This is a genomic window from Pseudoalteromonas sp. A25 (assembly GCF_009176705.1).
Classification (GTDB): Bacteria; Pseudomonadota; Gammaproteobacteria; order Enterobacterales; family Alteromonadaceae; genus Pseudoalteromonas.
In genome coordinates this window covers 2,285,836-2,298,479 of the sequence record NZ_AP021846.1, presented here as the reverse complement: position 1 = coordinate 2,298,479, position 12,644 = coordinate 2,285,836, and the positions used below count along the sequence as shown (strand labels likewise).

Here is a 12,644-nt window from a genome sequence, read left to right as displayed (position 1 = left end):
AGAGGCAAAATATGATAGGTATGAACGCACAAACGGGTCGACCGCTTTCAGGGGTTGACCATTTAAAGCAAAGTATTCGCGACATAGTAACTACGCCACTGGGTAGCAGAGTAATGCGCCGCGACTATGGCTGTGGTTTATTCGACTTGCTTGACAGACCCTTTTCTACCTCACTGGTGGGGGATATTACGCTTGCTATATCAGAGGGGCTCGAAAAGTGGGAGCCACGTTTTCGTCTTGAATCAGTTGCCGTGCATCCTGCTGGTAGCGGTAAGTTATCGATTGATATAAATGGCCTTTATTTAATTAACGGCGAGCCCGTGTTAATTGAGGGCATTCAAATTTAACGCCAATTTTATTAAGCACTGTTTAATACTATTGGTCAAACAGCAAACAAACTGGGCTTAATCACCCATTTATTTTTTAAATCTTAAAACCACGCTTTGCGTGGTTTTTTTGTTTCTAACTGACATACCCTTAAAGGAGAATCATATGTCACAATTTCTACATGGTGTAGAGGTGATCGAGGCGCAATCAGGCACTCGTCCAATCAAAACAGTAAAAAGCTCAGTAATTGGTGTTGTAGGTACTGCCCCTTTCGCTGATGAAGAAGCATTTCCACTTAATACACCTGTATTGATTGCAGGTAAACGAGCAGAAGCCGCTAAGTTAGTTAGTCCAGACAATGCTGATTTTAAAGCACGTTTGGCAACATTACACGCAGAAGCAGAAGCACAAGCGGTGGCTGCTCATAAGGCAGCAAATGGCGACGTTGAGCCAACAGCTGATGAGCTTAAAGCGATTAAAGCAAAAGTTGAAAAATCAATCACTGATGTAGAGTACGGCCTTAAAGGTTCACTAGTACCTGCGATTGATGGCATTTTCGACCAAGCTGGTGCTGTGGTTATTGTTGTTCGTGTTGCAGATGGTGATGAAGCCACAGTAACAAACAACATCATAGGTGGTGTTGATAGTGAAGGTGCTTACACAGGTATGCAAGCGTTCTTGGGCGCTGAGTCTGTAGTAGGTGTTGCGCCACGTATCTTAGTCGCTCCAGGCTATACACATCAAAAGAACGGAACAGAGAAAAACCCAGTTGTTGCTGATATGGTCGGTATCGCTGAGCGTTTACGTGCGGTTATTATTGCTGATGGTCCTAGCACAGACGACAACGCGGCAAAAGCATACCGTAAAGACTTTGGTTCGCGTCGTGTTTTTGTTGTAGACCCTGCAGTTAAAGTATTCCGTGACGGTAAATCGGTTGTTGAACCTGCCAGTGCGCGTGTTGCCGGTATGATTGCAAAATCAGATAACGACAGAGGTTTCTGGTGGAGCCCAAGTAATACCAATATGAATGGTATTGTAGCGACTGAGCGTCCAATTGACTTCCAGCTAGGTGATGCCAATGCACGTGCTAACCTATTAAACGAAAGCGAAGTGGCGACCATTATCCGTCAAAACGGCTTTAAGTTATGGGGTAACCGCACTTGTTCTGATGACCCTAAATGGGCATTCCTATCAGTAGTACGTACTGCGGATATGATCAACGATTCATTATTACGTGCTCACATGTGGGCTGTAGACCGTAACATCACTAAAACTTACATCGAAGATGTAACGCAAAGCGTGCAGTCATACCTTGACAGCTTAAAAGCACAAGGTGCAATCCTAGGTGGCCAAATTTGGGCTGACGCTGATTTGAATACACCTGAAAACATCCAAGCAGGTAAAGTGTTCTTTAGCTTTGACTTTACACCACCAACGCCTGCTGAGCATATCACCTTCAAGAGCATTCTTACCAACAACTACCTAGAGGAAATCGTATAATGGCAATGTCTCCTAAAATCTTAAAAAAATTCAAGTTATTCGTTGATGGTAAAGGCTACTTAGGTATTGCTGACGAAATCACATTACCAAAAGTAACGGTAAAAACGCGCGAAGTGACGTCAGGTTTTCAAGCGCCAATCGAGCTTGATGTAGGTCAGCTTGAAAAGCTTGAAGGCTCAGTAACGTTACTTGAGTACAACGCTGACATGATGAAGCTACTAGGCGACTGGAGTGGTAAAACAACACCACTTACAGCGCGTGGTGCAATTCAAGCACAAGGCGAAGAGCCAGTACCAGTTAAAGTTACACTTGAAGGCTTCTTCAAAGAAGTTGAAATGGGTAATTGGAAAGATGGCGAAGAAGCAAAACTAACGCTTCAATACGCGGTTCAAAAGTACAAACTTGAAATTGGTCAAGACGTTATCTACGACATCGACCTATACAACGATACACGTATCATCAACGGTAAAGATCAAATGGCACTGCTACGTGCTGCAATTGGAGCGTAATACATTATGACAGATATCATTAAACTGAACTTCCCAGTAACGGTCGACGCGCATGAGTATGCCCAGCTGACAATGAGACGACCAAAAGTACGTGACCGTTTAATGGTGGACAAAACAGACTTGAGTGAGTCAGAAAGCGAAATTCGCTATTTTGCAAATCTGTGTGAAGTTTCTCCAGATGTGATCGAAGAGCTTGACTGGAGTGACTTTGTCAAGTTACGCGAGAAGCTACAGGCTTTTCTCGTATCCCGCCCAAGCGCTTAAAAGCCATGGTTATTGCCCTTGCTAAATATACTGGGTGGGGCTTAAACGAGTTAAACGCGCTGACCGAACCTGAGCTATGCGAATGGTTCGAAGCGGCCGTAGACTATAAACAATCGACGGAGTCAAACTAGCGTTTGACTCCGTGTTTAAAGGCAGGTTTTTACCTGCCTTTTTTTGTACTGCAAATATTATTGATGAAGTGCTATTTGCAGTACAAAAACCAACATCAAAATAACCTCTTTGTAGGTTAATAACATCACGCCTGTAGGTGCTAATCAAGCCTCCTTTGGTTATCGGGTACTTCCAACACAGGCTCGTCGCTCATTTCTTTGTATTTCCTAGGTATTGCTATGACAAATCAGGACTTTTCTGATCAAACTCGCTCACAAACTCAGGGCGTTTCGACTGAGCAGGGAACTGCCCAAAACAAGGTTAAAAATAAGCTGCCAAACGTTCAGCCATATGAAGACATTAGCGCCAGTGCCGAAATGCTTGGACAGGTGATAACGCAGCTGCAAAATCAAGCACTCGCGTTTGATACTAAGCCACTGGAATCATTGTTAGGCTTGTTATCGCAGTTTAACATGAATGAGCTCTTGGCAAGCCATGTTACGCAGCTGCGTGCCCACCTACTAGATCTCAACGCTGCGCTTATTGAGCAGACAAGTGCTATGCCTTTAGGGGATGAATCGCAGGCCGCCTTGGCAGCAGACCCACAAACCGATGGCAGCGCACATATTGAAAGCAGCCTTTTGAGCACACAAGAGTCAGCGGTGCGACAACTAGATGCACAAAGTGTGATGCGCGACAGTTTGTCATCGGTGCAGTTCAGCACAGCGAACTTGCTCAATGCCATTGATGTTACTTCACTTGACGAAAGCTTCACGCAACTTAACTGGTCTATTGGTGCGGTTGAAAACGCCGTATTGGGACTAGGTAAAGATTTACCAAAGGCGTTTGAACAAAGTATTGGTAGTGCCATTCGTGGTTTACTGAATACGGTAGCCAGTCTAAAAGTGGTTAATGTTAAAAATGTTCAACAGCATCTTACGATAAATAACCAATTTGCGGCTCAATTAAAAGATAAGCAGGTTGTGCCTAGCAAAGAAAAAATGGGTTTGTCTGAGACGTTGCAAAGTGCAGCGCCTTCGGCCAGTGCGTTAGAGCCAAAAGGGACAAAAAAGCAGACGCCATCGAAGACAAAAAGCAAGGGTACAGCAGGCAAAGGCGCAAAAGGTAATAGACGCCCAGCGCCTTCGGCATTAAAAACAACTAAGTTAAAGCAAAATAAATCTAATAAGGCATGGGCGAGCAAAGATAAGCAGCCAGCAGCAAAGCAAGTTAGCGCACTTAATCAACTTGATTTACAAAGAGTTGCGGCAGGGGACTTATCATCCTTAATTGACTTAGCGCCTGATATTTTAGAAGCGGCCAATCTAAAAGGCCCCGCAAAGGCATTAAAAACTACTTTACCTGCGCTGAAGCAGCTGGATATGCAAGGCATCGCCAGCGGTGATATTTCATCATTATTGGATGCTGCGCCAGATTTCATGGCAGCGGCCAATCTAAAAGGCCCCGCAAAGGCATTAAAAACCGCGTTACCAGCGCTGAAGCAGTTGGATATACAGGGCATTGCTAAGGGGGATATTTCCTCCTTGCTCGATGCTGCGCCAGATTTAATGGCAGCGGCGAATCTAAAAGGCCCTGCAAAGGCATTAAAAATCGCGCTACCAGCGTTTAAGCAGCTGGATATGCAAGGCATCGCCAGTGGTGATATTTCTACCTTGTTAGATGCTGCACCGGATTTAATGGACGCTGCCAATTTTAAAGGCCCCGCAAAAGCACTAAAAACTGCATTACCAGCACTCAAGCAGCTGGATATGAAAGGGATAGTGGACGGTGACTTGCAGTCTTTAGTTAAAGCTGCGCCTGATCTGCTGAACTCGTTTGGTTTTGGCGATGCAGCCTCCGTGTTTAAAAAGCATGGCGCTGCAATCGGTAAACTCGATTTTAAAGGTATTTTAAACGGTGATCTATCATCGGTAGGTGACGCTGCTACTGAGTTTTTATCTTCTTTGAGCGAGGACGAACAAAACGAGCCTCAGCAAAAACGAAGAAAGAAGCCAAACAAAAACCGTAAAGGAAAACGCAGAGGTGCTAAACGCACTCAAGCTCAGTACCGCAGCAATAAAAAGCCATGGGCCAAAGAAGGTCGAGATGTTACGCAAGCTAAGCCAAAAGCAAAGGCTAAAGTCGCAAAACCAGCGCTTAAAGTTCTGGATGGTGGCTTAAATGAGCAGCCTAGTAAGCAGTCATCAAAAACGTCAAATAAGTTATCAACAAAGCAGCCGGTTAAACAAACCAGCAAGCTAAAGCTTGGTCAAAGTGGGGCTGCCAATGACCCTATCTTTGGCAAGATGAACAAGCCCAAGTTTAAAACGGGTGGGGTGTTTAAAAGCCTAGCGCGCAGTCCAATTGCAAAAACACTGGGCAGATTCACCGCTCCACTGCGTAGCATTATGGGCGCGGCTGACGTTGCGTCTACTTTGTCAGATGACAGTTTGAGCAAACGTGAAAAGTCACAGCAAATTGGTACTGCTGCAGGTGGCGTAGGTGGAGCCATGGCTGGTGCCGCGGCGGGGGCTGCAATTGGCTCCATCATTCCGGGCGTTGGTACCCTAATTGGTGGTGCGATTGGCGGCGCAATCGGCTCGTTCGGCGGTGAATCACTGGGTGGATTTTTAGGTGACTGGTTTGGAAGCAAAATTGAAGATGAAAAGCCAACCTCTTCAGAGACAAGCAATGCTGCGAATGGCGTAGCGCAAGGCACTCAAAGCCAACCGACATCATTAGCCAATGCGCAACCTTTGAGTATTGGCAAAGTAGATCAAACGCTGGGTCGACCCGCAGCGAATGACGCCATTGTTAAGTCAGTTGTCAGTAATGCACAACAAACTAATAAGTCCAACAATCAGGCGCTTAGCTCGCAGATACAAAACACATCGAGTCAGAGAACTTCAAATCAAAGTACTACAAATCAAAGTACGTCAGTTACAAGTACCGCTAATAATACGGTGCAATCACAATCTGCCAGTACTTCAAATTCATTTGGCGAGATTTTGAGCTTAGCGGGCAATGTGATCGGCCCAATGGGGGCAATTGCTGGCACTATGATGGCTACACAGCCTAAAGCTAACAAGCAGGGTAGTAAAATGAGCAAGGTGGCTAACGTCACTGGTATTTTAGGTCATGCGGTGAACGGTCTGAGCATCCTCAATACCGCTAATAACGACGCTTTATCTGCCAAAGAAAAGGCGCAAAGCATCGGTGAAACTGGTGGTGGCTGGATAGCGGGTGAAGCAATCATCCGCACACTAGGCAAGTCGAAAAATCCGGTATTGGCGGCAGTAGCCCCGATGTTGGGCTTGTTTGGTGGTGGTGCTGTAGGCAAAGCTGTGGGTGGTGTTAGCGGTTGGTTTAGCGAAAAAGTATTAGGTAAAGACCAAGCTAACGCTAAGCCAAACAAAGAGTTAGCGGTGAATTCGCAAAATGCGGTGTCATTATCTCCAGCACTATCAAGTGAGCCAAATGTACTCAATGCAACCCCTCGCGTTGATACAAAAGCTTCACAACCGAAACCTAACGTAAATAGCAGTGTGACTGTAAACGCCAACATTACCGTGAACGCCACACCTGACATGTCGGCTGTTGATATTGCTGAACAAATTAAACAAGTGCTTGAGCAAAAACAGCAACAAGCACAGCGCGATATGCGCCTAAGATACATTGACGAGGTAGCCTAATGGCAAAAGTAAGTAGCGCATCGCACATGATGCAACTGGGTGATTATAAATTCTCAGTCAGCAGTGCGGCTTTTAGTAAATTAAGTTACGAAACCCAATATCGCTGGAAAACCCAAGAATCACAAACCGAAAAAAATAGTCCAGTTCAGCAATTCATTGGAGTGGGCAGGCAAAGTATTAACCTTGACGGCACCATCTATCCACAATTGGTTGAAGATGGCCTTGTGCAGGTTGACAAAATGCGTACAGAGGCTGCTAAAGGCAAGCCTCTGACTTTGGGGTATGTAGAAGAAAGCGGCAAGTCGAGTCCATCGGTTGGACGCGTAATGGGAAAATGGATCATTAAGTCGATAAATGAAGAGCGCAAACTGTTTTTAAACGACGGTATTCCAAGAGAAATCCAGTTCCAAATGACCTTAGAGAGCTATGACGGCAATACTAAGTAAAAGGAGAATACAATGAGTGGCGTTACCTATATCACCCGCGATGGCGACTGTTTAGATAATATCTGCTGGCGTCACTACGGGCGCAGCAGCGACATGGTAGAAATGGTGTTAGAAGCCAATCATGGCTTGGCCGAACTTGGTGCAATTTATAAAGAAAACATTGAAATATTTTTGCCTGAAGTAATTGAAAAGCCAATTGCGCAAAACGTGATTAATATTTGGGACTGAGGTAAATACCATGGACAGTGCAGCTAAAAATATTCAGCCTCAGTTTTCAATTAAAACCAACGGCAAGGAAGTCGCAAAGCGATTGGTTGACCGTATTGTTGACGTACGAGTGAGCTTAAAAACCGGATTGATGAGCGATAGTTGTTATGTGCGTTTTGATAACTTAGAGCCTGCACCCATTCAAGTGTCAAAACCGACCGACACCATTGAAATTGCCATGGGCTACAAAGAAGGTAACGAAGATAAAACCGCCACTTTGCAACCACTTGGTATTTTTGAAGTAGGTGAAACCAGTTTACGAGGCCCCCATCGCTCTATGGAACTGTTTGGCAATAAGCTGTTTTGGCACACCACACTGAAAACACCAAAGCAGCGTTCATGGCCGGAAGATCCCAAAAAGCCAAAAAAGCTCGGTGAGCTGGTGTCTGATATAGCTGGTGAGCATGGCCTAGACCCAAAAGTGGGTGATGCATTCAAAAATATTGAGTTACCCCATATTGAGCAAAATGAGAGTGATGCACAGTTGCTGAGCATGCTAGCTGAACAGTTTGATGCCATTGTGAAAATAGCCTATGACAAGCTTATTTTTATGGCGCGAGGCACGGGAAAATCACTTTCTGGTAAATCGCTGGCAGAAGTCGAAGTTAGCAATTTACTCATACTTGATTGGCAGTATGAGCAAGGTGCTTATCGCCAAATTGGTGAAGTAACCGCCTTTTATCATGACTTAGATACGGCAACACGAACGCCAGTTAAAGAAGGTGAGGGCAGCCCTGCAATGGTATTGCCCTATGTGTATGCTGATGAAGCAACAGCCAAGCGGGCAGCCAAAGCTAAACATAACCGGCAAAAGCGAGCGACCAAAACACTGGCCTTGTCGATGATTGGTGATGCAAAAATTGTCGCCGGTGCGGTGATAAATGTGGTTGATAAATCAACAACAGAAAAAAATAAAATAGAACAAATACTTGGTAAATGGTTTGTGTCAGAAGTAGAGCACCAAATTAACTATCAGGGTTTTCGTTCTCATTTAATCTGTGAACAACTCGCTTAAACGGTACATCTATAAATAAAAAATTAAACTTACTATTCATATGATTAACGCCCAGCTGGTGCAATACCAACTGGGCTTTTCGTCTTCCTAATACCAATCCGCTTAACTAAGTAGTCTATTTTGAGGTAAGAGAACCTTGTCGGTAGCACCGCTACCGTGTCCTGCTATCGCTAAGGTACCTACATCCATATAGGCAAGGCAAAAATTTCGTTATTTAGTTGTTCTAAATGAGAAACTTTTAACGCAGCTATCGTCAGGTTTAATCCCTCAAAATGATTAAGTGTTATTGCGGATTGGTATAAGTCCTCCCAACGATTCCTTTCTCCAACTAAGGCCACCCTATGCGTATCGCTTAGGCTCTGGCCTCCTTCCAAGTGTTGTTTCACTTCCATCCCACCATATTTAGAACGCCACTTGTAAAATGTACTTTGGCCAACACCATGTTTGCGAGATATTTCTGGCACAGGAACACCTGATTCAGCTTCTTTGATCATGCCCACGATCAGTGTTTCGGTGAACTTACTTTTTCGCATCGTAAAATTTCCTTCTTCTGTTGATAGAAATTTTACTTATGAAATTATGTAAAAATTTATATCAGACGTATTATACTATCCTCGTTACTTAAAGATAAAAAAGGATTTAATAATGAAATATGTGTTGAACTTTGCCTCGAGTTTATTGTTGTTATCTAGTACTTCAGCTTTTGCAAACTTAGATATTAGTACTAGCCCACATACTGACCCTTCAGTGTTGAATGAAAACGGCGGAAGAGTCTACTTTTCAAACATACTAACCAATAATGGACAAGAAGAGAAAACGATAAAATATTACGACTATTTGGTTTTCCCTGATGGAAAAGTAATTACACGCTCAGCACCTAAGAGAGTTACACTAATGCCTGATGAGGTGATTGAGAAACAGAATGGTTATATTAATGTTCCTCAAGAGTTTGGTTTAGGCATATACACATATGTATTTTCTGTGTACGACGAAAGTAACGGAAACATAAAAAGTTCTAAGTTTGAATTTGCAAAGCATAGCTCTGTTCCTAAATATAAATCTTGTAAAGACATACTTGATAATGGAAGTAATATTGGAAGTGGTGTTTATCAAATTGATATCGATGGTCCACAAGGCGTTAGTTACGAAATATCTGTTTATTGTGATATGACAACAGATGGAGGTGGCTGGACTCTAGTAGCAAATGACAGAGTTGGTAAGCTTCTTCCCTCGACAACTTCAGTGGGTTATGAAAGTGAAGGAGTTTTGGAGGACTCTTACTGGCAGGTATTAAAGTCAAGCGCAGACTCAATCATGGTTGAGGAATATCGTGGTTGGAATGGGACAGCAAGAACTCAGAGTTTTATAAGTATTAATAAAATTAAAGACTCTCTTGCACAATCTTTAGTTACTGATACTGATACACTTTACTTTTTTGGTTTAGAATCTAATAGTGCAGCTTTACATCTAAAAAACAGCGCTGAAATGGGTACTCATTCAAAGCTTTATACTGGGATCTATCCTAATATAACTTTTGATAGAGTCGCTTACCCTTCTTCGTCATACGCAAGAACAATTAGCTATACTCGAGTGTATATTAGGTAGTTTATTCTATATTTAAAGTCCTAATTGAACTTTAGTGAGTAGGCTTTGAAATTTGTGTCAGCTAAAACTGTTAAATATCTAGTATGAGCGAACACTATCTTAGAGTCACCGCCTGTTGTTGAAGTAATCATTTAAAGCGCCGTAATGGGCGCTTTTGACTAATTGACAATTCGTTGATCAAGCACCCGTTACTTATTTGCACATTGCATTAATAAAGCTATTTTAACTCATCAGCGACTTCTGCAATTTTTTGTCTAAGCCAGATGTGGCTTGCATCACGATGCAGCAGTGGGCTCCAGATCATATCTAACTCAAAAGGTGGAATAGGGAATGGCGGCTCAAGTATTGCTAAACCCGGATCGTCTTTGTAAATGTTTGCCGCTTTTGACGGTAACGTCGCTACTAGGTTTTGCTCTTTGGCCAAATGAATAGCCACATGGTAGTTGCGTGTAAATGTTGCGATATTGCGGTGTTTACCAAAGTTGGCTAATGCTTCATCAACCCAACCTAGCTTTTGCACGTCGGCAGGGTCCATACCAACGCCTACACCAAAACCGGTTTTACTAACCCAGATGTGTCGTGCTTTTAGATAGGCTTCTAAGTTAAAGCTATCGATAATGGGGTTATCTGATTTAATTAAGCAGCAAAAACTATCTTTCCAGATTTGTTTATGATGGAAAGATTGTGGCAGGTTTTCGAAACGGTTTATGGCCATATCCACTTTGCCGTTTTCAACATCGTGGAACGTTACGTCGCTAGGGGTGAGAATATCAAGTGTCGTATCTGGTGCTTCTTCATGGAGCTTATTGAGTAACTTTGGCGCAAGCGTACTGGCGGCATAGTCACTAGCCATAATTCGAAATACACGATTACTTTGGCTTGCTACAAACTCCCTGTTTGGGGCTAGTGTCTCCTCTAGGGTCATTAATATCCCCCGGATCACTGGTTGTAGTTCAAGTGCTCGTTCAGTAGGCACCATGCCCTCACTGGTTCGAACTAGAATAGGGTCATTAAACAGGTTTCTTAATCTTTTCAAGCCATTACTCATGGCGGGCTGGGTAATACTAAGCTGGTTTGCCGCTCGGGTAACGTTGCACTCGCGAAGTAGCGTATCTAAATATACAAGCAGATTTAAATCAATTTTACTAATATTCACGGCGTTCCTTTTTTGTTATGTCTAAGTGTACGAAGCGCTGCGTTTGAGGGTAAGGATATATATGTTTAACAACCTTATTTTTTATATCTCGCTGTGCTTGTTGCCAAAATTGCGCTGTTAACAGCTCAGGGTGCGCTTTTTCAAATAGGTCTCTGAGTGTAGGGTTTGTGAGAACAAATGTACACAATTGTTGTGGAAATACGTCTTGGGGCGCAGCGGAGAGTTCGTCAGCACCGCTGTATAGATCTGACAGATCTGTTTTCGGCATGTCTCTAAAATTCATGTCTGTAAGGTATTGAACTTCATCATAATCGTAAAAGATCACACGTAAATGTTTACTCACCCCAAAGTTTTTCAGCAACATATCCCCAGGAAAAATATTTGCCTGCAACATCTCTTTGATAGCTAATCCATAGTCATTTATTACATATTCAGTTTGTTCAATATCAGCATTTTGTAAATACAGATTTAAAGGGGTCATCCGTCTTTCTATGTAAAGGTGCTTGATAACTATCATGTCACCTTCATCTAGCATACTTGAAGCGATCGTATTTTTGAGTTGCTCCAAAAGCGATGGCTCAATTCTATCTTTTGGAATAACAACATCAGAGTATTCGATAGTGTCTGCCATACGACCCACTCTGTCGTGGTTTTTAACGAGTTGGTATCGAGCTAAAACAGTATCTCGGCCAAAAGGTTTGCTCTCTGAGAAATTATCTTTGATCACTTTAAACACATATGGAAAGCTTGGCAGAGTAAACACCATCATCACCATACCGGGAGTCCCAGGTGCTACCGTAAACTTATCATTTCCGTTATCTAGGTGTGTCAGAAACTCTCTGTAAAACTCAGTTTTGCCTTGTTTATGAAAGCCAATCGCATTGTATAGTTCTGCTGGCGTTTTATTGGGCATTAGTTGGTTCAAAAATCGCATAAGAGCGGAAGGCGCGTGAGTTTCTACCATAAAATAGGCCCGAGCAAAGCCAAAAATAACACGCATTTGTGATGAGTTAGTAAGCAATGCATCAATATAAAGCCCGCCACCAGGGTGATGCAAGACTGAAATAATAAACGGCTGTACGCCACTTTTTGATACGACTCGACCTATGATATATGCCCCTTTATTGCGATAAAATGGGGCTTGTAATATATCAAAGCGCATCATATGACTTTTATGGTGTGTATCAGGTGCTTGACGAATAAAAGCTTTCATAAGAAGCTTAATATCTTTATCTAAATTATTGAATTTAATTTTAAAGTCTACATGATTAATGATCTGCCTAATTGTTGGTTTAAGACCATTTACAACAGGGAAGTAGCTCCTATACTCTGCCTCAATCGGTAAGGCAGGCGCATCTTTAAGTGTTGTTTCAACAAAGATAAAGTCATTATTAAAATAGCGTCGGTGAAATAAGCGGCAAAAAACACTGTTATAAAACGTTTCAGCGAGTTCGGCTTGGGGATGAAAACTTAGCAGCTCTGTGTAATCTTGTTTTATTTGGTACCAAAGAGCTTCATTGAGTTTTGTGCAAGGTAACGTGGCTTTGAGTTGATTTATGGTTTCATCAACACGCAAATCGTAGTGACTTATTCTTGATTTGCTGAGCTTTTGAATCAATGGCCAGTCTTGCGCAGCAAATGCGTGTCCCGCCTGTTGGGTAATGTTTTGAAAAAGCTGATAGTGCCTTGTAAAGCCGGCCAATATCAGCTCTGCTATAGAAAATGACTGCACCGTATCACCTTAAGTGGTAT

Annotated in this window: 11 protein-coding genes and 1 pseudogene; 9 read left to right on the top strand and 3 right to left on the bottom strand. The window is 42.9% G+C overall.

Features of this window, described 5'->3' with window-relative positions; translation table 11 throughout:
* The first annotated feature begins 11 nt into the window (after positions 1-11).
* The 8 genes from GDK41_RS09725 to GDK41_RS09690 all read left to right on the top strand — a co-directional run bounded on the left by GDK41_RS09725 (position 12) and on the right by GDK41_RS09690 (position 8,131).
* Entirely contained in the window at positions 12-347 is a 336-nt protein-coding gene (locus tag GDK41_RS09725; RefSeq protein ID WP_152086228.1) for a GPW/gp25 family protein, read from the top strand.
* Between the two features lie 145 nt (positions 348-492).
* The gene (locus GDK41_RS09720) at positions 493-1,827 is read left to right on the top strand and encodes a phage tail sheath subtilisin-like domain-containing protein (protein WP_152086227.1); all 1,335 of its coding nucleotides are present in this window, start codon (positions 493-495) and stop codon (positions 1,825-1,827) included.
* A complete protein-coding gene (locus GDK41_RS09715; protein WP_152086226.1) occupies positions 1,827-2,336 on the top strand; it encodes a phage major tail tube protein in 510 nt (169 codons plus the stop codon). Before GDK41_RS09720 ends, GDK41_RS09715 begins: the two co-directional genes overlap by 1 nt.
* 6 nt (positions 2,337-2,342) lie before the next feature.
* A complete protein-coding gene (locus GDK41_RS09710) occupies positions 2,343-2,600 on the top strand; it encodes a phage tail assembly protein (RefSeq protein ID WP_152086225.1) in 258 nt (85 codons plus the stop codon).
* A 350-nt stretch (positions 2,601-2,950) separates the two neighbouring features.
* On the top strand, positions 2,951-6,403 hold the full coding sequence (locus GDK41_RS09705; protein WP_152086224.1) for a hypothetical protein: 3,453 nt from the start codon (positions 2,951-2,953) through the stop codon (positions 6,401-6,403).
* Positions 6,403-6,849 (top strand): phage tail protein, encoded by a 447-nt coding sequence (locus GDK41_RS09700; RefSeq protein WP_152086223.1) that lies wholly within the window; start codon positions 6,403-6,405, stop codon positions 6,847-6,849. Before GDK41_RS09705 ends, GDK41_RS09700 begins: the two co-directional genes overlap by 1 nt.
* 12 nt (positions 6,850-6,861) lie before the next feature.
* On the top strand, positions 6,862-7,077 hold the full coding sequence (locus tag GDK41_RS09695) for a tail protein X (protein WP_152086222.1): 216 nt from the start codon (positions 6,862-6,864) through the stop codon (positions 7,075-7,077).
* 10 nt (positions 7,078-7,087) lie between these two features.
* Positions 7,088-8,131 (top strand): phage late control D family protein, encoded by a 1,044-nt coding sequence (locus tag GDK41_RS09690; RefSeq protein ID WP_152086221.1) that lies wholly within the window; start codon positions 7,088-7,090, stop codon positions 8,129-8,131.
* 383 nt (positions 8,132-8,514) lie between these two features.
* Here the strand turns inward: GDK41_RS09690 and GDK41_RS20360 are convergent.
* Positions 8,515-8,664: pseudogene (locus tag GDK41_RS20360) on the bottom strand (transposase); the annotation flags it as partial.
* 112 nt (positions 8,665-8,776) lie between these two features.
* On the opposite strand from GDK41_RS20360, the gene GDK41_RS09680 reads away from it, so the two are divergent.
* Entirely contained in the window at positions 8,777-9,736 is a 960-nt protein-coding gene (locus GDK41_RS09680; RefSeq protein ID WP_152086219.1) for a fibrinogen-like YCDxxxxGGGW domain-containing protein, read from the top strand.
* A gap of 217 nt (positions 9,737-9,953) precedes the next feature.
* On the opposite strand, the gene GDK41_RS09675 is transcribed toward GDK41_RS09680, so the two are convergent.
* Together GDK41_RS09675 and aceK are read right to left on the bottom strand one after the other, a co-directional pair.
* On the bottom strand, positions 9,954-10,892 hold the full coding sequence (locus tag GDK41_RS09675; RefSeq protein WP_152086218.1) for a LysR family transcriptional regulator: 939 nt from the start codon (positions 10,890-10,892) through the stop codon (positions 9,954-9,956).
* A complete protein-coding gene (gene aceK, locus GDK41_RS09670; protein ID WP_152086217.1) occupies positions 10,882-12,624 on the bottom strand; it encodes a bifunctional isocitrate dehydrogenase kinase/phosphatase in 1,743 nt (580 codons plus the stop codon). The genes GDK41_RS09675 and aceK overlap by 11 nt, the downstream gene beginning before the upstream one ends.
* Positions 12,625-12,644 lie beyond the last annotated feature (20 nt).